The sequence below is a fragment of the Stenotrophomonas maltophilia R551-3 genome (assembly GCF_000020665.1).
GTDB classification, from domain to species: domain Bacteria; phylum Pseudomonadota; class Gammaproteobacteria; order Xanthomonadales; family Xanthomonadaceae; genus Stenotrophomonas; species Stenotrophomonas maltophilia_L.
The window spans coordinates 1,802,811-1,824,728 of the sequence record NC_011071.1 but is presented as its reverse complement, the minus strand read 5'-3'; the positions used below and the strand labels follow the sequence as shown (position 1 = coordinate 1,824,728).

The following is a 21,918-nucleotide window of genomic DNA, read 5'->3' as shown; positions in this document are numbered from 1 at the left end:
GCATGCAGAACGCGAACGACATCACCATCCGCCTGCTGATCGTCGACGACAGCGGCGAGAATGCCGAAGCCATCGTCAGCACCCTGCGCAACAGCGGCATCGCGGTGCGCCCATGGCGCCCGCAGGACGCGGCCGAACTGGCGCAGGTGCTGGCCAGCCAGGCCATCGACCTGGTGCTGGCGTCACCCTCGCAGGGCATTCCACTGCCGTTGGCCGCACAACATATCGCTGCCAGCGGCAAGGACATTCCGCTGGTGCTGCTGGCCGAGCGCATCGACGAGGACGAGCTGGTGCAGGCCAGCAGCCATGGTATACGCGCCCTCGCCCTGCGCCAGCGCCCCGAGCATCTGCTTGCGGTGATCCGTGACCAGTGGGTGGACCTGCAGGCGCGTCGCGGCCTGCGCCGCATCGAGGCTCAGATGCGCGAGACAGAGCGCCGCTGCGATGCGTTGATCGCCTCCTCGCGCGATCCCATCGCCTACGTGCACGAAGGCATGCACATCCGCGCCAACGATGCCTACCTGGAGATGTTCGGCTACGAGCATTTCGACGACATCGAAGGCATCTCCCTGCTGGACATGGTCGCCGCCCAGCACGTGGAGGGCTTCAAGCAGCTGCTGAAGGGCCTGAGCCGTGGCGAGGCGCCGCCGCCGCAGTACCAGCTCGATGCCCGTCACGAGGACGGCAGCGCGTTTCCGGCGACGATGGAATTCACTGCCGCCACCTATGAAGGCGAGTCCTGCCTGCAGGTGGTGCTCCGCCGCCGCATGGAGTTCGACCCGGAACTGGCGCGCGAGGTCGAGGACCTGCGCCAGCGCGACCAGGTCACCGGCCTGCTCAACCGCCCGACCTTCATGCTGCAGCTGGAAAGCGCGGTAGCCCAGGCCGGGCGCAGCGAAGGCCAGTTCGGCCTGCTGCTGATCGAGCCGGACCACTATGCGCGCCTGCTGCCGGACATCGGCTTGGCGTCGGCCGACACCCTGATCGGCGCCCTCGCCGGCCTGCTGGCCGAAGTGGTGGGCGAGGATGCGCAACTGGCCCGTTTCGGCGAGCACAATTTCGCCGTGCTGCAGGCCGGCCCGTATGCGCAGACCGTGGCGCTGGCCGAGCGCATCCGCGAGGCCTACGCCGCGCATGTGTTCAGCATCGGCGCCCGCTCGGCCACGGTGACGGTGAGCATCGGCGGCGTGCAGGTGGGCGAGAAGATCGCCAGCATCGGCCAGGTACTGGCGCGCGCCAGCGAATGCACGCATGCCGCCGCCGAGCTGGGCAACACCTGCCGCATCTTCGACCCGGCCGCCGCTGACCGCGTGGAGGAAGAACGCGTGCTGCGCTGGGTCGCGCGCATCCGTGAAGCACTGGCTGGCGACGGCTTCCAGCTGCACTACCAGCCGGTACTGAACCTGCAGGGCGAGTCACTGGAGCTGTACGAGGCGTATCTGCGCCTGGAGCATAACGGCGAACTGCTGAGCCCGACTGCGTTCCTGGGCATCGCCGAGGAGCACGGCCTGCTGGCCGACATCAACCGCTGGGTGGTCTCGCAGGCGATCGCCGTGCTTGGCCAGCGCGCCCGCGAAGGGCATGCCACCCAGATGCTGGTGAAGGTGACCCCGGAATCGTTCGACGACCCGCAGATGATCGCCACCCTTCGCCGTGAGCTGCAGGCACAGGGTGTGCCTGGCGAGCGGCTGTGGCTGCATGCGCCGGAAGCGAAGGTGTTCACCCACCTGCGCAGCGCCCAGCAGTTCCTTGCCGAAGTGGCACCGCTGGGTTGCCGGATCGGCCTGGAGCAGTTCGGCTCGGGGCTGGATTCGTTCCAGCTGCTGGCCCACTTCCAGCCGCAGTTCCTCAAGCTGGACCGCGGTTTCACCAGCGATCTGGCGGCCACCCGCGAGAACATCGATCGCATCAGCCAGATCACCGCGCGTGCGCAGGAAGCCGGCATCCGCACCATCGCCGAGTTCGTCAGCGATGCCAACTCGATGACCCTGCTGTTCAGCGCCGGCGTGGACTATGTGCAGGGCGACTTTGTCGGCCCCGCGCTGGCGGAAATGGGCTTCGAGTTCGGGTGACCGGTAGCGCCGGGCCATGCCCGGCGAGCGCAGCGGCCTGCCAGTCATCCGCCGGGCATGGCCCGGCGCTACCGAAACAAGAAGGCCGGCTTTCGCCGGCCTTTTGCTTGATCAGGTCAGATCGACCAGGTTGTCGATCTTCACGTCCGGATTGACGTCGGCCTCGTAGTCGACGCCGTCCACGCCAAAACCAAACAGGCGCAGGAAGTCGGCCTTGTAACCGGCCAGGTCGCTGATCTCGTACAGGTTCTCAGTGGTCACCTGCGGCCACAGCGCAACGACCTTGCCCTGCACGTCCGCCGCCATTTCCTTGTAGTCCGCACGCAGGCGGCCTTCTTCGTCGATGAGCGTGACCTTGTTGCCGTCACCATCAACCAGGTCGTGGCGCAGGCGATCGACCGCCACACCATCGGCGCTGGCACCGTAGAGGATGTCGTAGAGCACATCGAGCTGTTCGATGCAGCCTTCGTGCGTGCCCTTTTCCTTCATCACCTTGAACAGCAGCGACAGGTACAGCGGCATGGTCGGAATGGCCGAGCTGGCCTGGGTGACCACCGCCTTCAGCACCGACACCCGGGCGTCGCCACCGATCTTGGCCAACTTCTCGCGCAGGCTCAGCACCTTGGTGTCCAGGTCTTTCTTGGCCGCGCCGATCGAACCGTTCCAGTAAATGGCCTGGGTGATCTCTTCGCCCACGTAGGTGAAGGCAGTGGTGGTGCAGCCGTTGGCCAGCACGCCGGCATCGGCCAGCGCCTCGATCCACATCTGCCAGTCCTCGCCACCCATCACCGCGACCGTGCCGGCGATTTCCTCGGCCGTGGCCGGCTGCAGGTGGGTCTCGGTCAGCACTTCCTTGTCGGTGTCCAGCCCGCGCAGGGTGATCGGCTCGCCGATCGGCTTCAGCGTCGAGCTGATGATTTCGCCGGTCTTGGGATGCTTGCGACGCGGCGCGGCCAGGCTGTAGACCACCTGATCCACCTGGCCGAGATCGGCCTTGATCATCTCGATGGTCTTGGCCTTCACTTCATCGGAGAAGGCATCGCCGTTGATGCTCTTGGCGTACAGGCCGGCTTCGTCGGCGTATTTGTGGAACGCGGCGGAGTTGTACCAGCCCGCGGTACCCGGCTTGGTTTCGCTGCCCGGGCGCTCGAAGAAGATGCCCAGGGTCGCCGCGCCGCTACCGAACGCCGCGGTGATGCGCGCCGCCAGGCCGTAGCCGGTGGAGGCACCGATCACCAGCACGCGCTTGGGGCCGTTCTGGATCGGCGGGCGCGCACGGATGTAGTCGATCTGCTGTTTGACCGCGGCCTCGCAGCCGGTCGGGTGGGTGGTGACACAGATGAAGCCGCGGACGCGCGGTTTGATGACCATGGATACCTCGGGTTGGCAGATGCGGCGCGCGGGGCGCTCAGCAGGAATACGGGCGCGCGCCTGCGCGCGCGAACCGCAGGATCGTAGTGCGCGGGGGAAGATTGCACAACCGACGCTGGCGTAGGGTGGAGTTTGTTTTGCAGGGTTGCACCCTGCACCTGCAGAGGCCGGAGCAACGACCAGAGCCGGAGCAACGTCAAAAACTGGGTTCCTGTGGGTTGGCGGGGTGGGTCCGGTTGAGGGGGACGCTGCAAGTACATCCATGTAAGCTCGGTCGCCGCATCCATGCGGCTCACGCCCCCTCAACCGGACCCACCCCGCCTTCGACAGATTTCCGCGATCTGTCAGGGCAGTTCTTGGGGGTCAGATCCGTTTTCCGAAGGAAAACGGATCTGACCCCATCTTGATTGTTCAATATCAGACAGATGTGTCGACCAAGGTCGACACCTACCAACAGCCGCCGGAATCTGTCAGAGGTGGGGCCATGTGGGTTGGCAGGACCGTTGGCGCCATGGATGGCGCCATCGAGCCCCCAAGGACGGGTTTACGGCGTGTCCTGCCAACCCACATGGCCCCGCCCAACCAGCAGAAAGCCAGCTCCGGCTTTTGACGTTGCCGTTGCCGTTGCCGTTGCATTGAGCGGGTGCAGGGCGCAGCCCTGCCAACAAAAAACCCCGCTTGCGCGGGGTTCTCTGTGTGCTGCATACAGCAGGTGCTTACGGGCGACGGGCCAGGGCCTCGACGTCCTTCGCCTTCGGCAGCAGGTCCTGCTTGCTGACGCGCAGGAAACCGATCGTCAGCATCGGCACCGCCACCAGGATCGAGGACAGCACGACGATCACCGCGCCGATCATGTGCGTCTCGGCCAGGCCTTCCATCGAGCTGCCGCCGTACATGTACAGGGCAAGCGCCGACAGGAAGAACATCACCGCGGTGATCACCGTACGCGACAGCGTCTGGTTGATCGAACGGTTCAGCACTTCCATCGAGTCCACGCGCAGGCTGCGGAAGTTCTCGCGGACGCGATCGAAGACCACGATGATGTCGTTGATCGCGAAGCCCATCACCGACAGCAGGCCGGCCAGCACGGTCAGGTCGAACTCACGGCCCAGCAGGGACACATAAGCCACCGTCACGATCAGGTCGAACATCGCCACGATGCTGGCGGTGACCGCGAACTTCCATTCGAAGCGCACGGCGATGTAGATCAGGAAGCCGGCCAGCATGAAGATGGTGGCGTACAGGCCATTCATCGCCAGGTCCTTGCCGATCTGCGGACCCACGAACTCATTGCGCAGCACCGTAGCCTGGTTGTCGGCGGTGGACAGCGCCTTCACCACGGCCGCGGCGGTGGCCTTGTCCTCGTGCGCGGCATCGCCGGTACCCGGGGCGTGCTCACCGTGCGGGGCCAGGCGGATCAGCAGGTCGGTGTTGCCACCGACGCTCTGTACCTGGGCGCCGTCGAAGCCGTTCTCTTCGAGCTTGGTACGGACCTGCTCGACGTCCACCGCCTTGTCGAAGCGGGCTTCGATCAGGGTGCCGCCGGTGAAGTCCAGGGCGTAGTTGAAGCCCTTGAAGCCGATGATGGAGATCGAGGCCAGGAACACGATGATCGTGACGACCATCGCGACATGGCGCCAGCGCATGAAGTCGATCTTGGTGTCGTTCGGGAGGATGTGCAGCGGAAACAGTTTCATGTGCGTGTCGTCCCGTCAGATGGCCACGTTCTGGAGCTTCTTGCGGCGGCCGTAGATCAGCGTCGCCAGTGCACGCGACACGGTGATCGCGGTGAACATGGAGGCGAAAATACCGATGATCATGGTCAGCGCGAAGCCCTTCAGCGGACCGGTACCGAATGCGAACAGCGCCACACCGACGATCAGGCCGGTCAGGTTGGCGTCGAGGATGGTGCCCGAAGCACGTTCGTAACCGGTCACGATCGCGGTCTTGCCCGGCACGCCGGCACGCAGTTCTTCACGGATACGTTCGTTGATCAGCACGTTGGCGTCCACCGACAGGCCGACCGACAACGCCAGGCCGGCGAAGCCCGGCAGGGTCATGGTCGCGCCGAACAGCGACATCACCGCCACCACGATCAGCAGGTTGAACAGCATCGCGATCGAGGTGATCACGCCGAACATGCGGTAGTAGACGCTGAAGAACACCAGGGTGAACAGGAACGCGAACACGACCGCGCGCATACCGTTCTTGACGTTCTCGGCACCCAGGCTCGGGCCGACCACGCGCTCTTCGACGAAGTCCATCGGCGCGGCCAGCGAGCCGGACTTCAGCAGCTTGGCCAGGTCCTCGGCTTCCTTCTTCTGCAGTCCGGTGGTCTGGAAGTTCTTGCCGAACACGCCATTGATGTTGGCCACCGAGATCACTTCCTCGTTGACCTTGAAGCCACGCACTTCCTGGCCGTCAACGACGGTCACGGTCGGCACGCGCTCGGTGTAGACCACCGCCATCGGCTTGTTCACGTTGGCACTGGTGAAGTCGAACATGCGCTGGCCGCCGACATTGTTCAGCGTCACGCTGACCGCCGGTGAGCCACTGTTCGAATCGGTTACCGCCTGCGCGCCGACCATCTGGTCACCGGTGACGATCACGCGCTTGTTCAGCAGGATCGGGCCGCGGCCATCACGCTGCTGGTAGACCTTCGCTTCCGGCGGGATGCGGCCGGCGGTGATGGCGTCCTGCGCATTGCCCTCGACCACCGCACGGTACTCCAGGGTGGCGGTGGCGCCGATCATGCGCTTGGCTTCGGCGGTGTCCTGCACGCCCGGCAGCTGCACGACCACGCGGTCGGCACCCTGGCGCTGGATGATCGGCTCGGCCACGCCGAGCTGGTTCACACGGTTGCGCAGGGTGTTGATGTTCTGTTCGATGGCACCGTTGGCGATCTGGGTGATCTCGGTTTCCGGCACGGTCACCGTGATGCGGTTGCCACTGACGTCGTAGCCGAGGGTCGGCTGCGCCTTGACCAGGGCGGCACGGGCGCGCTGCGCGGCATCGTCACCAGCGGACGGGCTCAGGTTGGCCACGATGCTGTTGTCAGCGCGGCGTTCCACCGACTGGTACGGGATGCGCGCATCACGCAGGGTGCTGCGCACGTCTTCGGTGTAGGCATCCAGACGCTTGTCCAGGGCGGCCTTCTGGTCGACCTGCAGCACGAAGTGCACGCCACCCTGCAGGTCCAGGCCCAGCACCATGGGGCGACCGCCGAGGTTGGCCAGCCAGTCCGGCACGGTCGAGGCCAGGTTCAGGGCCACGGTGTAGTTCTCACCGACGGTGTCACGCAGGGCGTCGCTGGCAGCGGACTGCGCCTTCAGGTCCGGCAGGCGGACAATCAGGCTCTCCCCTTCCTTCTCGGCACCAACGGCGTCCACGCCGGCCTTCTTCAGGTCGGCCAGCACACGGTCACGCAGCGCATCGTCGATCTGCCCGCCACGGTTGGCGGTGATCTGGATGGCCGGGTCCTTCTGGTAGATGTTGGGCAGCGCGTACAGCGCGCTGAGCGCCAGTACGATCAGGATGACGACGTACTTCCAGCGTGGAAATTCGAGCATTGCTTGGGTCCCGCGCGGCGCCATCCCCGGCGCCGCGGTTGTGCTTCGGAAAGGGAGTGGCTTACTTGGCCGAATCCAGGGTGCCGGTCGGCAGCACGCTGCCAACAGCGCCCTTCTGCACGCGGATGCGCACGTTCTCGGCCACTTCGATGGTGACGAAGTTGTCGCCGATGTCGGTGACCTTGCCGGCGATGCCGCCGTTGGTCAGCACTTCGTCGCCACGCTTGATCTTCTCCAGCATGGACTTGTGCTCCTTCTGCCGCTTCATCTGCGGGCGGATCATCAGGAAGTACATGATGGCGATCAGGATGACCGGGAACAGCAGCGTGGTCAGGCCCATGCCCTGCGGTTGGCCGCCGGCGGCCTGGGCGTGGGCGGCGGGAATCAGGAAGGCAAGCAGGTTCATCGTTGGTCCTTTGGTTGGGCGGCGCTCCGGCCCTTTCACGGGCACGGCGTGTCGACCGCGGATCTGGGTCAGCCTTGAAGTATGCCACGGCCCCGGGCATTCGTCCTTGGGCCGTTTGGCAGGGGGTGTTCGGGTTACAGGGGCGGCGCTACCGCCCCGCGTGCCGCGTAGAAAGACTCACGGAAGGCCAGGAAGGTTCCCGCCTCGATCGCCGCGCGGATGTCGGCCATGAGCTTTTCGTAATAGAACAGGTTGTGCAGGGTGCCCAGCATCGGCGCCAGCATCTCGTTGCAGCGGTCCAGGTGGCGCAGGTAGGACCGGGTGTAGCCGCCGGTGCAGGCCACGCAGCCGCAGCCCGGCTCGATCGGGTCCATGTCGCGCGCGTACTGGGAATTACGGATGCGAACGGTGCCGAACGAGGTGAAATAGTGGCCGTTGCGCGCGTTGCGGGTGGGCATCACGCAGTCGAACATGTCCACGCCACGTGCGACACCCTCGACCAGGTCCTCCGGCCGGCCCACGCCCATCAGGTAGCGCGGGCGGTCGGCGGGCAGTTCCGGGTCCAGGTGGTCGAGCATGGCGTTGCGCTCGTCTTCGGGCTCGCCCACGGCCAGGCCGCCGATGGCATAGCCGTCGAAACCGATCGCCTGCAGGGCATCGGCCGAGCGGCTGCGCAGGTCGGTGTGCACGCCGCCCTGGACGATGCCGAACAGGGCCGCGTCGTTGCCCAGCTCGTCATGCGCGTTGCGGCTGCGCTGGGCCCAGCGCAGGCTCAGCTCCATCGAACGGCGGGCGACATCCTCGGTGGCCGGGTACGGGGTGCACTCGTCGAAGATCATCACCACGTCCGAATCGAGCACCTTCTGGATCTTCATGCTCTCTTCCGGGCCCAGGAACACGCGGGCACCGTCGGTTGGCGAAGCGAAGGTCACGCCCTGTTCGGTGATCTTGCGGCGATGGGCCAGCGAGAACACCTGGAAGCCGCCGGAGTCGGTCAGGATCGGGCCATCCCAGCGGCAGAAGCCGTGCAGGCCGCCGTGGTCGGCGATGATGTCCAGGCCCGGCCGCAGGTACAGGTGGAAGGTATTGCCGAGGATGATCTCGGCGCCCAGCGCACGCACCTGGTCCGGCAGGATGCCCTTGACCGAGCCATAGGTACCCACCGGCATGAAGGCCGGCGTTTCCACCGTGCCACGCGGGAAGGTCAGGCGGCCACGGCGGGCGCGGCCGTCGCGGGTCTGGAGCTGGAACTGCAATCGGGACATGGAGCGGTCATTCGGGCAAATAGTTGTCTATTGTCCCCCAAACGCGGCATCTACAGGTAGCGCCGGGCCATGCCCGGCGGCTCCTGGGCCGCACAGCGTGCTCGCCGGGCATGGCCCGGCGCTACCCTACCCCGCCTGCGGGAACAACAGCATCGCGTCGCCGTAGCTGAAGAAGCGGTAGCGCTGCGCGATCGCGTGCTGGTAGGCCTCGAACACGCGCTCCTTGCCGGCGAACGCGGAAATCATCATCAGCAGCGTGCTTTCCGGCAGATGGAAGTTGGTCACCATCGCGTCGACGCTGCGGATGCGGTAGCCCGGGGTGATGAAGATCTGCGTTTCACCAGCAAACGGCAGCAGTTCGCCATCGCGCATCGCGCTTTCCAGCGCGCGCACCACGGTGGTACCGACGCCGATCACCCGGCCGCCGGCGGCGCGCGTGCGCCGTACCTGCTGCACCAGCTCGGCACCCACGTTCAGCCACTCGCGGTGCATCACGTGGTCCTTCAGGTCATCGGCACGCACCGGCTGGAACGTACCCGCACCCACGTGCAGCGTGACGTGGCCGAAGTCCACGCCCTTGTCCTTCAGCGCGGCCAGCAGCGGTTCGTCGAAATGCAGGCCGGCTGTCGGCGCCGCCACCGCGCCCACTTCGCGCGCGAATACGGTCTGGTAGCGCTCGCGGTCGTCCATGCCCGGCTCGCGCTGGATGTACGGCGGCAGCGGCAGGCGACCGGCGTGCAGCAGCCACTGCTCCAGCGATTCCGGCACATGGAATTGCAGCACATAGAACTCGCCGTCGCGGCCCAGCACCTCGGCTTCGCCACCGGCATCCAGGGCGATGCGGCTGCCGGCCTTGGGCGACTTGCTGGCGCCCACCTGGGCACGTGCCTGCTGGCCGCCGAGCAGGCGCTCGATCAGGATCTCGACGCGGCCGCCACTGGCCTTCTGCCCGAACAGGCGCGCCGGGATCACCCGGGTGTCGTTGAACACCAGCAGGTCGCCAGGCTGCAGCAGCGACGGCAGGTCGCGCACCTGCAGGTCGGTGAAGGCATCGGGCGCCGGAGGCACCAGCAGCAGGCGGCTTGCGGAACGCTCGGCCAGGGGCGCCTGCGCAATCAGTTCAGCCGGCAGGTTGTAGTTGAAATCGGACTTCTTCAAGGCAGTGGGCGGCAACAGGTCGACAATGGCGCGCATTGTACGTCCAGCGTCTGCGAGCCAGCGCGCTTCGCGGCGAACGTCGCGCAAAATGCTGCTATGCAGCAGGTTTCCGCGGGGTTATCGCGCAAAAAAACAAGTGCTAGCATCGAGTTGGAAGTCCGCTGCACGAGCCTGCCCCAAGCGCGCGTGATGACGCGCGTTTTGCTTTTGAAGACCCGTGCGACCCATTGTTTCAGGAGATCTGCAATGAGCTTCATCGAACGCCTCGCCCCCCTGCGCAGCCAGCCCGGCACCCGCCTCACCTCCGGCCTGGACGATGCCACCCTGACCGCCCTGTCCGCCAACCACCCGCAGCTGATCGCCGCGGTGGACGCCGCCGCCGAGGAATTCGCGCGCGTGCAGGCCGACCTGGGGCCGCTGCTGGCGCAGGACGAACAGGCGCAGATCGACGCGATGCAGGACGGCTTCGTCAATTTCTATGCCGATGACGCGGTAACTCCGTACGTGGCACTGGCCGCACGCGGCCCCTGGGTGGTCACCCTGAAGGGCGCCGTGCTGTACGACGCCGGCGGCTACGGCATGCTCGGCTTCGGGCACACCCCGGACGCCGTGCTGGAGGCAATGGCCCGCCCGCAGGTGATGGCCAACATCATGACCCCCAGCCTGTCGCAGCAGCGCTTCATCACCGCCCTGCGTGCCGAGATCGGCCACCGCCGTGGCGGTTGCCCGTTCACCCGTTTCATGTGCCTGAATTCCGGTTCCGAGGCGGTCGGCCTGGCCGCGCGCATCGCCGACGTCAACGCCAAGCTGCAGACCGACCCCGGCGCACGCCACGCCGGTGCTGCGATCAAGCGCGTGGTGGTCAAGGGCAGCTTCCATGGCCGCACCGACCGCCCTGCCCTGTATTCCGATTCCAGCCGCAAGAGCTACATGCAGCACCTGGCCAGCTACCGTGGCGAGGACTCGGTGATCACCGTGGCGCCGTACGACGAAGCCGGCCTGCGCAAGGTGTTCGAGGACGCCGCACGCAACCAGTGGTTCATCGAGGCGGTGTTCCTGGAGCCGGTGATGGGCGAAGGCGACCCGGGCCGTTCGGTGCCGCCGTCGTTCTATGCGGTGGCCCGCGAACTGACCCGTGCCCATGGCAGCCTGTTGCTGCTGGACTCGATCCAGGCCGGCCTGCGCGCGCATGGCGTGCTGTCGGTGGTCGACTACCCGGGCTTTGAAGGCCTCGATCCGCCGGACATGGAAACCTATTCCAAGGCGCTCAACGCCGCGCAGTACCCGCTGTCGGTGCTGGCCGTGACCGAGCATGCCGCGCAGCTGTACCGCAAGGGCATCTACGGCAACACCATGACCAGCAACCCACGTGCGCTGGACGTGGCCTGCGCCACCCTGGCCCAGCTGACCCCGCAGGTGCGCGCCAACATCGCCGAACGCGGTGCCGAGGCGGTGCGCAAGCTGGAGCAGCTCAAGGGCGAACTGGGCGGCCTGATCACCAAGGTGCAGGGCACCGGCCTGCTGTTCTCCTGCGAGCTGGCCCCGCAGTTCAAGTGCTACGGCGCCAATTCCACCGAGGAATGGCTGCGCCAGCACGGCATCAACGTGATCCACGGTGGCGAGAACTCGCTGCGCTTCACTCCGCACTTCGGCATGGACAGCGAGGAGCTGGACCTGCTGGTGGGCCTGGTCGGCCGCGCCCTGCGTGAAGGTCCGCGCCGCGAGCAGGCCGCCGCGGCGTAAGCCCCGTTCTTTGTAGAGTCGAGCTTGCTCGACTCTACCGTTGCCGCGATCTGAACGAAGAACAGCCGAGCGCGGTTCGGCTCTACAGACGGCAACCGCGAAAGTCCATAATCCATAGACACCCCGTCCCTGACCGCTCTGCGGTCGGCGACGGGGCGTTTTCGTTTCCGGCCAAGAGACAGGAAGATCCATGAAATCGATCTGTGTGTACTGTGGTTCCAACGCTGGCAGCAAGCCGGCCTATACCGAACGCGCCCTTGCCCTGGGCGACCGCATCGCCCGCGACGGCATGCGCCTGGTGTACGGCGGCGGGAACGTCGGTCTGATGGGAACCGTGGCCAATGCCGTGCTCGCTGCCGGCGGCGAAGTGACCGGCGTGATTCCGCGCCAGCTGGCCGACTGGGAAGTGGCACATCGCGGCCTCACCGAACTGGAAATCGTAGGCTCAATGCATGAGCGCAAGTCGCGCATGTTCGACCTGGCCGATGGCTTCGTCACCCTGCCCGGCGGCTTCGGCACCATGGAAGAAATCTTCGAGATGCTGACCTGGCGCCAGCTGGGCATCGGCAACAAGCCGTGCGCGTTCCTCGACGTGGAAGGCTTCTACGCACCGCTGATCGGCATGATCGATCGCATGGTGGAAGAGCGCTTCCTGCACCCGGACCAGCGCCAGGACCTGTGGTACGGCTCGGACATCGAAGAAATGCTGGCGTGGATGAAGAACTACCAGCCGGCCCAGGCCTCGAAGTGGATCGACGAAAAGCGTCGCGCCGCCCTGCGCTGATGCTTCCCTGCGCGGCGGCTCAGGCCGCCGCGCAGCCCCACGGTGCCGGCCGCCCCAGCAGGTAGCCCTGGCCATAGTCGCAGCCGAGTTCGCGCAGCGTCTGCTGCTGCGCCTCGGTCTCGATGCCCTCGCCGATGGTCTCGATGCCCAGCGTGCGCGCCAGCGACAGCACGCCCTCGACCAATGCGCGCGTGCTCTGCACTTCCGGTCCATGCAGGCCAGCGATGAAACTCTGGTCGATCTTCAGCGTGCTGATCGGGAAGCGGTGCAGGTAGGACAGCGCCGAGAAGCCGGTACCGAAATCGTCCAGCTGCACCTGGATGCCGCGCTCGCGCAGGCCCTGCAGGATGCGCAGCGTGTGCGGGCCGTCATCCAGCAGTGCGACCTCGGTGATCTCCAGCCGCAGCCGTTGCGGATCGGCACCGTACGCATCCAGCAGGCCGAACAGGCGGCCGCTGAACTCCGCAGAGCGGAAATGACGCGGTGACACGTTCACCGACACATAGGTGTGGCCGCCTTCGGCCAGGCCGGCGATGACCTGTTCGTAGATCAGCCAGTCGACCTGTTCGATCAGCCCACTCTCCTCACCCAGCTCCAGGAACGCACCCGGCAGCAGCAGACCACGGCGCTCGTGCTGCCAGCGCAGCAGCGCCTCGTGCCCGACCACCTCGCCATCGGAGAGGCGCACGATCGGCTGGTAGAACGGCAGGAAATCGTGGTTATTGATCGCGCGGCGCAGATCGGCTTCCAAGTCGAGGCTGCGCATGGCCTGCTCGCGCATGTCCTCGTCGAAGATCGCGCAGCGGTCATGGCCCTGCGCCTTGGCCCGGTACATCGCGGCGTCGGCATCGCGCAGCAGTTCTTCGCCGGTACGGTAGCGCGGGTTCCACAGGGCGATGCCCAGGCTGCCGGACGGGAACAGTTCGCGGCCGGCGATCCACATCGATTCCTGCAGCGCCAGCAGCAGTCGCTGACCAAAATCCAGTGCCTGCGCCAGGCCCTGCGGACACTGCAGCAGCACTGCGAATTCGTCACCGCCCAGCCGTGCCACCACATCGTCGGTGCCGGCCATCGACACGATGCGCTTGGCAACCTCCACCAGCATGCGATCGCCCGCGGCATGGCCGATGCTGTCGTTGACCAGCTTGAAGCGGTCCAGGTCAAGGAACAACACGGCGAACACCGGTCCACCCTCGCGCCGGGCCAGCGCCAATGCGTCCTGCAGGCGGTCGAGCAGATGCAGGCGATTGGGCAGCCCGGTCAGCGCATCATGCATGGCCTGGTGGGTCAGCCGTTGTTCTGCGCGCAACCGCTCGCCGATCTGGCCGAGCAGTTTCTCGTTGACCTCGGCCAGCTCCCGGGTGCGCTCTTCCACCCGTTTTTCCAACTCGGCATGCGCCGAACGCAGCCGTTGCTGGTCGCGCTGGCGGGCCAGGCCGGTACCGATGTTCTGCGCGACGAAGGTCAGCAGGCGCTGGTCGTGCACGCTGAAGGTGCTGTTCTGGCTGTAACTCTGCACCACGATCGCGCCGACCACTTCGTCGTCGCGCAGCAGCGGCACGCCCAGCCAGCAGTGCGAACGCGCACCGGATTCACGCACCTCGCCGTTGGCCAGCAGCGCATCGATCTGCGCGCGCGAAGCCAACAGCGGCCGCCGGTTGCGTACCACGTATTCGGTCAGGCCACGGCTGAACGGCCGTGGCGCGCGGCTGGCATTGTGCTCGTCCACCGAATAGACGAAATCCAGGCCGTTGCCGGCCGCGTTGACCAGCGCGATGTAGAAATTGCGCGCGTCGAGCAGGCGCCCGACCACACCGTGTACCCGCCCGTAGAACTGGGCCAGGCTGTCGGCCGACATCGCCATCTCGGCGATGTTGTACAACGCGGTCTGCAGCTGCTCGGCACGGCGCCGTTCGGCCACCTCGTCCTGCAGGCTGTGGTTGGCACGCTGCAGCTGCTGCGTGCGCCGCTCGACCTGCTGCTCCAGCCGCACCTGCGCCTGGCGCCGGTCCATCGCGGTCTGCACGTGCTGGGCGACAAAACCCAGCAGGGCACGCTCGGACTCACCATAGCGGGCCGCGTGTTCGTAGCTCTGCACCACGATGGCACCGCACACGCGGCCATCGCGCAGCATCGGCACGCCCAGCCAGTCCAGGCTTTCCGGGCCACGCTGCGGATCGTGCTCCTGCTCGACCACCCGCGCCAGCAGCTCGCGTGACGGGCCACTGAGCGGCTTGCCATGGCGCAGCAGCGCCACCGTCAGGCTGCGCGGCATCTCGCTGGCGTCGTGGCTCTGCGCCGGGTTGGCAACGAAGTCATCGACCTGGTCGGCGAAGTACAGGAACCGGATCTGGTCGCGCACATCGTCGTACTCGACGATGTAGCAGTTCTCGGCGTACATCAGCGTGCCCAGCACACCGTGCACGTGGCGCAGCATCTCGCCCATCTCCAGGTCGGCACCGGCCAGGTCGGCGATCTGGAACAGCGCCTGCTGCAGCCGCTCGGCCTCCTCCAGCGCCTTGATCTGTCCCGCCTGGCGGCCACGCTGCAGGGCCAGCTCCATCGCCTGCCGGGCCAGCCCCCACCACGCTGGCGAGGGGATCGCGCCCTCCACCGACAGCAGCAGGCGCGCACCGTCGTAGTCCCAGCCATGCTGGCCATCGCCGATGCCAGCAGGTACTGCAGGCCGGTCACCGCTGACGGGCGGCCAGCCGCCCTCGCCACGCCCCAGCTGCAGGTCGTCCCAGCCGACCCGGACCACCGCCGTTTCCGGCAGCAGCGCATGCAGCGCGCGCACCAGCGCCGTGCTCAGCACGGCCTCGTGTAGTGGTTCTTCCGCCGGTTCAGCATGCGTGGACAAATGACAATCTCTTGGCGCCGTCTGTGCGTCGCCTCCCCTGAGCCGCCGAGCATAGCGCGCCACCCGGGGGGCAATGGAAGCCCGTAAACCCCGAATCGTGCGCCCGTACGTTTTTCCTGCCGACCGTAGCCCCTTCCGAGCCATGACCCTCGCCCTTCCCACCACCGCCACCGGCTATGCGCCACCGCCTGCAGGCCTTACCCTGTACGCCGTGGAAGCCAGCGCACTGCCAACCGATGAAGCCTTGATGCTGGCCTGGGCCGGTGGCGACCTGCGTGCGTTCGAAAGCCTGTATGCGCGCCATCGCAAGCGCCTGTTCGGCTTCCTGCTGCGGCAACTGCGCGACAACGCGCTGGCCGAGGAGATCTTCCAGGATGTGTGGCAGCGGGTGATCAGCGCTCGCGCCGGCTGGCAGCCCGAAGCGGCGTTCAGTACCTGGCTGTTCCGCATCGCCCATAACCGCTTGAACGACCACTGGCGCGCCGCCCGCCATCGCCCCGCTGCACCGGCCGACGCCGACCTGCGCCTGGCCGCGATCGAGGACGGGCAGACCCCGGAAGCCGAGCTTTCCGAATTCGAACAGCGTCGCCGCATCCAGCTGGCGATGGAGCAACTGCCGCCCGAGCAGCGCGAAGTGCTGCAGCTGCGGCTGGATCAGGAACTGAGCCTGGAGGAGATCGGCCAGATCACCGGCGTGGGCCGGGAAACCGTGAAATCGCGGCTGCGCTATGCGATGGACAAGCTGCGTGCGGGATTGAACGCATGAACCGAAACGAACCCCTGACGCCGGAAGAACGCGAGCTGGCCCAGCTGCTCGGCCGTCGCCCCGAGCAGGCGCCGCCGGCCGCGCTGGACGCCGCCATCCTGGCCGCGGCACGTGCCGCCGTGGATGCGCCGGCCGACGCCGCCGTTGCCTCGCCCGACGCCCCGCGCGCGCAGCGTACGCGCCCGCGGTGGCCGGCGGTGTTCGGCATTGCGGCCTCGATGGTGTTCGCGATCGGTATTGCCTGGCAGCTGCGCCCGGAACCGCCGCCGGTTCCGGCCGGCGAAGCCCAGATGGCGGCAGCGCCTGCAGCTGCCGATGTCGCCGCCACTGAGCAGACGATTGAAAGCAGCGCCGCAGACAGCGCCACTGCCGCTGCAGAACCAGCGGCTGCGCCGGCAATGCCGGAGGCCGCATCCGTTGCCGCCCCGGCAGCGGCCATCGCGCGCGAGCGCAAGCCGGCACCTGCAGACGCCACCGATGCACCGGCACCGGCCGCGCGCTCGATGGCGGCAGAACCCGCTGCCGACAGTAACTTCGCTGCACTGCCGCCGCCCCCGGCTGCGGCACCCCCGGCGCCGCCCGCGCCCGCCGCCTACTCGGCACCTGCGCCACTGATGGCGCCGGTTGTCGCCAGTGGTTCGCTGAAGGCGCGCTCGGCAGGCTCGCCAGAGTCCAACAGCATGCAGGCCGAACAGGCCTCGGCATTGGACCGGGTAGAGATCACCTCGATGAAGCGCGAAGTCCCCAGCCGTTCCGCACCGGGGGTCATGCGCCGCGGCAGCGATGCTGGCCTGAGTGCGGACACGGTGCAGGCTGAAGTGGCTGCCGACGCCCGGCTGCCACGGCGGCAGTGGCTGCAGAAGATCCGCGAACGTCGCGACGATGGCCAGCGCGACCTCGCCCGCGCCAGCCTGGAGCGCTACATCCAGCAGTATCCGGAATCGCGCCTGCCGCGCGACCTGCGTCCGCTGCTGGACGACTGAGCGGGACCGGGTCCTGCAGCAACCCCGTAGAATGGTGGGGATGCCCGATACCCTCGCCCAGCCGGTCAACCACACGCTGGAAGTCAAGCACAGCCGCTTCATCGCCCATGCCGCGCCAATCGACGGTGCGGCGGCGGCGATGGCATTCCTGCAGCAGGTGGCGGTGGCCGATGCCACGCACAACTGCTGGGCCTACAGGCACGGCCAGGACTATCGCTCCAGCGACGATGGCGAGCCTGCTGGCACCGCCGGCCGGCCGATCCTGGCCGCCATTGATGGCCAGGGCTTCGATCGGGTGATGGTGGTGGTGACGCGCTGGTTCGGCGGTATCAAGCTTGGCGCCGGCGGCCTGGTGCGTGCCTACGGCGGGGCCGCAGCCGAATGCCTGCGTACCGCACCGCGGCTGCCGCTGGTGGCCATGACCCGGCTGCGGCTGCTGGCCGGCTTCGAGGATCTGGGCATCCTGCACGCTACCCTGCCCGCCTTTGCCGCAGAGAAGCGTGATGAACAGTTCGATGCCGACGGTGTCTGCCTGCGGGTCGAATTGCCTGCCGATCAGGTCGACGCATTGAAAATCCGCCTGCGCGACGCCACCCGTGACCGTATCCGCATACAAGACGACGACCAGGATGACTGACAAGGACGACGCCCCCGCCTCGACCCCGCCGCTGCGCCGCCTCGGCAGCCTGCGCACGCTGTGGCCGTTCGTGCGCCGCCACAGTGGCCTGTTCACCGCCTGGCTGCTGGCTCTGGCGGTGTCCTCGGCGGCAACGCTGAGCCTGCCACCGGCAGTGAAGCAGATGATCGACCACGGCTTCACCAGTGGCGGCCAGATCAACCGCGCCTTCGCCCTGCTGATGCTGGTGGCGGTGGTGCTGGCCCTCGCCACGGCGGCACGCTTCTACTTCGTGTCGCTGCTGGGCGAAAAGGTGGTGGCCGATCTGCGCAGCCGCCTGTACGCGCACCTGATCCAACTCGGTGCCGGCTTCCACGACCGCAGTCGCAGCGGTGAGCTGGTCTCTCGCCTGACCGCCGACAGCGAACTGCTGCGCAGCGTGGTCGGGTCAACCATGTCGGTGGCCCTGCGCAGCAGCGTGACCGTGGTCGGCAGCCTGGCGATGCTGTTCGTCACCAGCCCGCGGCTGGCGGCATGGTCACTGCTGGGCATCCCGTTGGCGGTGCTGCCGATCATCATTGGCGCACGCAAGCTGCGCACCGTCGCGCGCAGCAGCCAGGACCGCATCGCCGATGCCAACAGCCTGGCCAGCGAAACCCTGGGCGCGGTCCGCACGGTACAAGCGCACGCGCGCGAACCGTACGAGCGCGGCCGCTTCGACAAGGCCCTGGGTGACGCCATCGGTGCCGCGCGCCGGCGCATCGGTGCACAGTCTCTGGTCACCGCCAGCGCCATCCTGTTGGTGTTTGGTGCCATCGTCGGCGTGTTGTGGCTGGGCGCGCACGACGTCATCGACGGTCGCCTCAGTGCAGGCACGCTGGGCCAGTTCGTGCTTTACGCGTTGATCGGCGGTGGATCCGTCGGCGCCCTGGCCGAAGTATGGAACGAGCTGCAGCGCGCGGCTGGCGGCATGGGCCGCATCGGCGAGCTGCTGCAGGAAGACATCGAGATCCGCGCGCCGGCACAGCCGCACGCGCTGCCGCAGCCGCTGCATGGCGAGATCCGGTTCGACGACGTGGTGTTCCACTACCCGCAGCGGCCGGACCAGGCTGCGCTGGATCATTTCAACCTGCACGTGCGCCCGGGCGAGACCGTGGCGCTGGTGGGGCCGTCCGGCGCCGGCAAGAGTACGGTGCTGTCGATGCTGCTGCGCTTCCACGATCCGGCTGCTGGCCGCATCTGCGTGGACGGCATCGATGTACGCGAGGTCGATCCGGCCGAACTGCGCGACCAGCTGGCGCTGGTGCCACAGCAGCCGACCCTGTTCGCGGCCAGCGCACGCGACAACATCCGTTACGGCCGCCTGCAGGCCAGCGACGCCGAGGTCGAGGATGCTGCGCGCGCAGCCGAGGCCGACGGCTTCCTGCGTGCGTTGCCGCAGGGCTACGACAGCGAACTGGGTGAGCGTGGCGCGCGCCTGTCCGGCGGCCAGCAGCAGCGTGTGGCGATCGCCCGTGCGCTGCTGAAGGACGCACCGATCCTGCTGCTGGATGAAGCCACCAGCGCGCTGGATGCGCAGAGCGAACATGGCGTGCAGCAGGCGCTGGAGCGGTTGATGGCCGGCCGTACCACGCTGGTCATCGCCCACCGCCTGGCCACCGTGCTCAAGGCCGACCGCATCGTGGTGATGGACCAGGGCCGCATCGTCGCCGAGGGCACGCACGCACAATTGCTGGCCGAAGGTGGTCTGTACGCTGAACTGGCAAGGCTGCAGTTCATCGATTGATGACGGCCGGCTAACACCAAGCGGGCCAAGCTGGTCGCGCGTCAGCAACACCTGCTGAAAGGAGGTGCACGATGTCGTTCCGACAGTTCCCCGCCGTCGACAGCAATGGCGACAGCCACATCATCATCGAGTTCAAGCCCGAGGCGAATGGCAGCGGGCACAACTCCGAGTCCACGCCGCGCTACGAGCTGGATGACGGACGCCTGCTGGTCCGCAATGGCCGTGAGTTCACCACCAGCGGCGGTGATGTGCGGCTGACGATCTGAGGTTCGCCGGGCATGGCCCGGCGCTACCGGAATTCGTATCGCCCCGCCCTGGTAGGTGTCGACCTTGGTCGACACGCTCTTTGCCAAGGGTAGTCGAGCATGGCCCGACGCCATAAAAAAGCGTGGCCATTTTTTGACCAACCATCTTGACAGCCTTTCCTGCCAAGGGCTGCACGCGGTTATCCACATGTTTGCTCAGAAACCATCCACACCGCCTGTGGATGAATATGATCAGCCCAGCACCCGCCCAATGCCGCTGGCATCCACCTCGGCCGCCGCCGGCGCGATGGCGGCCGGATCACTTCCCGCCACAAAGCCGATACGGAAATGCACTTCGCCGCCCGGGGTGCGCGAGGAATGGATCGAGGCCAGGCTGATGCGATGCTGCTCGAACACGTTCAGCAGCTCGCGCAACGAACCTGGACGATCTTCCGGAAGGTGAACCGACAACGCGTTGCGCTCGGTCAGGTCGGCCAGCAGGTAGCCCACCCGTTCAAAGGTGTAGTTGCCTGCGGCCAGCGCCTGCTCACCGAAGGCATTGTGGTTGGCCGACAGCGACTGCTCGCGGAACGCAGCACGCGCGGTGTCGTCACCCTGCCCGACCTGTACCTGCAGGGCCTGCAACTGGCCTACCAGGCGCTCCAGCATCGGCGCCACGTACGGGTTGCCGAACTGGATGTCCTCGTAGATCGCCGGGTTCAGCGACAGGATCCGCGAGATGATCGCCGTATCCAGCTCGAATGACGCGGAGCGGTACGGCATCATCGCGGCAAGGTCACCCAACTGCGGCTGGTACTGGCGCAGCACGCCGGCCTGGGCCAGATGGGTGGCATGCACCATCGCCTGCACCAGCGCCATCATCTGGTCGTGGTGCTGCGGCGTGGCGCGCACGCACTCGGCCTGCAGCGCCGCGCACAACGCGTCGACCCACGGCTGCCAGTGCTGCAGCCGTGCTTCGCAGACCACCATCACCCGGCCCTTCAGTGTCGGCGCCTTGGGCGGAGCGGTCATCGGGTGCAGCCCGACCACTTCGGCCTGCGAGGCCAGCATCGCCTGTACCGGCGCCTCCTTTACCGAAGTCACATCCAGCCACAGGCGGTCCCGCTCGCGACCAGCCGATTCCCGCACGTATTCGGCGATCAGCGCCGGCATGTGCCGGATCGGCGCCGAGAACACCAGCACATCGGCCTGCGCCAACAGCTGCTCCGGCGTATGCGAGGTGGCATCGGCCGGGTCGTGGCCGATCACCTGCAACTGCATGTGCTGCTGGAAGAAGCGGGTCAACCAGCGCCCATAGGCGCCGGCGCTACCAATGATGCCGACCGTGCGCGGCGCGCGTTCCTGCAGGCCGCTCATGCCACGCGTTCGGCGCGGAAGCGCGTGCCTTCGGCCAGCGCGGCAGGTGCCGCGGCGATTACGTCGAATTCCTCGAAGCCGTTGTCCAGGGTCGCTTCCAATGCCGCGTGAGTACCGGCGATGGCGCGCGAGATCGCCTGCTGCATCGACTCACCGCGCAGCAGGAACGACACCACCAGCGACATCAGCACGTCGCCGGTGCCGGCCACGTCCACCGGCAGCAGCGGCGAGGTCCAGCGCCAGGTTTCCTCGCGGCCGACGGCCAACGTCACCAGCTCACCCGGGTTGCCGCCGACGCTGTGCGCGATCACCCAGTGCGGACCGCGGTCCAGCAACGTGCGAGCGGCAGCGATGGCATCGGCCTCGGCCAGTGCCGGCATGCCGGTCAGGCGATTCAGTTCGAAGGCGTTCGGCGTCACCAGCCAAGCGTGCGGCAGCAGGCGTTCGGCGAAGATCGCCTCCAGGCCCGGTTCCACGTAGGGCCCGGTATGGGTATCGCCGATCACCGGGTCCAGGCAGTAGCGCAGCTGCGGGCAGGCCGGCAGGATTTCATCCAGCCAATCGGCGAACGCAGCGCCATTGGCGGTGCTGCCGAAGTAGCCGGAGACCAGCATCTTCGCCCGCTGCGGCAGGCCGCGTTCGCGGGTGCCGAGCAGCAGATCGGCGAACCAGTCGGCGGGCAGCACACGGCCGCGGGTGGTGTCGTAGAACGGCGCATTGCTGAGCAGCACGGTCGGGATCTCCGCCACGCGCACGCCAAGTGCACGCATTGGCGGCACGGCGGCGCTGTTGCCGGCGTGGCCGTAGACCAGTTGCGACTGGACCGAGATGACATCGATCGGCGAGGGCCCGTCCGGCCGCTGGCGGCGGCCGTGGACCAGGTGGTTATCAAGGGATTCGCTCATGCCCGCATTCTA

The 21,918-nt window shown here is 67.1% G+C and carries 17 protein-coding genes; 8 read left to right on the top strand and 9 right to left on the bottom strand.

The genetic code is table 11. The features are described from left to right. The first annotated feature begins 2 nt into the window (after positions 1-2). Positions 3-2,072, top strand: coding sequence for an EAL domain-containing response regulator (locus SMAL_RS08335; RefSeq protein WP_012510772.1), 2,070 nt, complete (start codon positions 3-5; stop codon positions 2,070-2,072). A 111-nt stretch (positions 2,073-2,183) separates the two neighbouring features. Here the strand turns inward: SMAL_RS08335 and fabV are convergent, their stop codons facing one another. From fabV to queA, 6 genes are all read right to left on the bottom strand, one after another. Next, a complete protein-coding gene (fabV, locus tag SMAL_RS08330) occupies positions 2,184-3,443 on the bottom strand; it encodes an enoyl-ACP reductase FabV (protein ID WP_012510771.1) in 1,260 nt (419 codons plus the stop codon). 716 nt (positions 3,444-4,159) lie between these two features. Then, entirely contained in the window at positions 4,160-5,140 is a 981-nt protein-coding gene (gene secF, locus SMAL_RS08325; protein ID WP_004153298.1) for a protein translocase subunit SecF, read from the bottom strand. A 15-nt stretch (positions 5,141-5,155) separates the two neighbouring features. Next, on the bottom strand, positions 5,156-7,012 hold the full coding sequence (gene secD / locus SMAL_RS08320; protein ID WP_012510770.1) for a protein translocase subunit SecD: 1,857 nt from the start codon (positions 7,010-7,012) through the stop codon (positions 5,156-5,158). A 61-nt stretch (positions 7,013-7,073) separates the two neighbouring features. Beyond that, positions 7,074-7,418, bottom strand: coding sequence for a preprotein translocase subunit YajC (yajC, locus tag SMAL_RS08315; RefSeq protein ID WP_012510769.1), 345 nt, complete (start codon positions 7,416-7,418; stop codon positions 7,074-7,076). A 134-nt stretch (positions 7,419-7,552) separates the two neighbouring features. Beyond that, entirely contained in the window at positions 7,553-8,683 is a 1,131-nt protein-coding gene (gene tgt / locus SMAL_RS08310) for a tRNA guanosine(34) transglycosylase Tgt (protein WP_012510768.1), read from the bottom strand. 126 nt (positions 8,684-8,809) lie between these two features. Then, positions 8,810-9,877 (bottom strand): tRNA preQ1(34) S-adenosylmethionine ribosyltransferase-isomerase QueA, encoded by a 1,068-nt coding sequence (queA, locus tag SMAL_RS08305; protein WP_041864505.1) that lies wholly within the window; start codon positions 9,875-9,877, stop codon positions 8,810-8,812. 210 nt (positions 9,878-10,087) lie between these two features. Here queA and SMAL_RS08300 point away from each other — a divergent pair, with 210 nt between their 5' ends. Together SMAL_RS08300 and SMAL_RS08295 are read left to right on the top strand one after the other, a co-directional pair. Next, positions 10,088-11,584 carry an aminotransferase class III-fold pyridoxal phosphate-dependent enzyme gene (locus SMAL_RS08300; protein WP_004153292.1) on the top strand — a complete coding sequence of 499 codons (1,497 nt, stop codon included), beginning with the start codon at positions 10,088-10,090 and terminating at the stop codon, positions 11,582-11,584. Positions 11,585-11,774: 190 nt separating this feature from the next. Then, positions 11,775-12,368, top strand: coding sequence for an LOG family protein (locus SMAL_RS08295; protein ID WP_012510766.1), 594 nt, complete (start codon positions 11,775-11,777; stop codon positions 12,366-12,368). Between the two features lie 19 nt (positions 12,369-12,387). On the opposite strand, the gene SMAL_RS08290 is transcribed toward SMAL_RS08295, so the two are convergent. After that, a complete protein-coding gene (locus tag SMAL_RS08290) occupies positions 12,388-15,228 on the bottom strand; it encodes a bifunctional diguanylate cyclase/phosphodiesterase (protein WP_012510765.1) in 2,841 nt (946 codons plus the stop codon). Positions 15,229-15,475: 247 nt separating this feature from the next. On the opposite strand from SMAL_RS08290, the gene SMAL_RS08285 reads away from it, so the two are divergent. From SMAL_RS08285 to SMAL_RS08265, 5 genes are all read left to right on the top strand, one after another. Further along, complete coding sequence (locus SMAL_RS08285; RefSeq protein ID WP_229298213.1) at positions 15,476-15,994, top strand: RNA polymerase sigma factor; 519 nt, start codon at positions 15,476-15,478, stop codon at positions 15,992-15,994. Further along, complete coding sequence (locus tag SMAL_RS08280; RefSeq protein WP_012510763.1) at positions 15,991-16,977, top strand: hypothetical protein; 987 nt, start codon at positions 15,991-15,993, stop codon at positions 16,975-16,977. Before SMAL_RS08285 ends, SMAL_RS08280 begins: the two co-directional genes overlap by 4 nt. Before the next feature lie 40 nt (positions 16,978-17,017). Next, on the top strand, positions 17,018-17,614 hold the full coding sequence (locus tag SMAL_RS08275; RefSeq protein WP_041864639.1) for an IMPACT family protein: 597 nt from the start codon (positions 17,018-17,020) through the stop codon (positions 17,612-17,614). After that, positions 17,607-19,379, top strand: coding sequence for an ABC transporter transmembrane domain-containing protein (locus SMAL_RS08270; RefSeq protein WP_012510761.1), 1,773 nt, complete (start codon positions 17,607-17,609; stop codon positions 19,377-19,379). Before SMAL_RS08275 ends, SMAL_RS08270 begins: the two co-directional genes overlap by 8 nt. A gap of 71 nt (positions 19,380-19,450) precedes the next feature. Next, a complete protein-coding gene (locus SMAL_RS08265) occupies positions 19,451-19,645 on the top strand; it encodes a hypothetical protein (RefSeq protein WP_004153279.1) in 195 nt (64 codons plus the stop codon). A gap of 231 nt (positions 19,646-19,876) precedes the next feature. Here SMAL_RS08265 and SMAL_RS08260 read toward each other — a convergent pair whose 3' ends face one another. Together SMAL_RS08260 and pdxY are read right to left on the bottom strand one after the other, a co-directional pair. Further along, positions 19,877-21,001: a prephenate dehydrogenase gene (locus SMAL_RS08260; RefSeq protein ID WP_012510760.1), complete on the bottom strand. Its 1,125-nt coding sequence runs from the start codon at positions 20,999-21,001 to the stop codon at positions 19,877-19,879. Beyond that, positions 20,998-21,906 (bottom strand): pyridoxal kinase, encoded by a 909-nt coding sequence (gene pdxY / locus SMAL_RS08255; protein ID WP_004153277.1) that lies wholly within the window; start codon positions 21,904-21,906, stop codon positions 20,998-21,000. Before pdxY ends, SMAL_RS08260 begins: the two co-directional genes overlap by 4 nt. Positions 21,907-21,918: the final 12 nt, after the last annotated feature.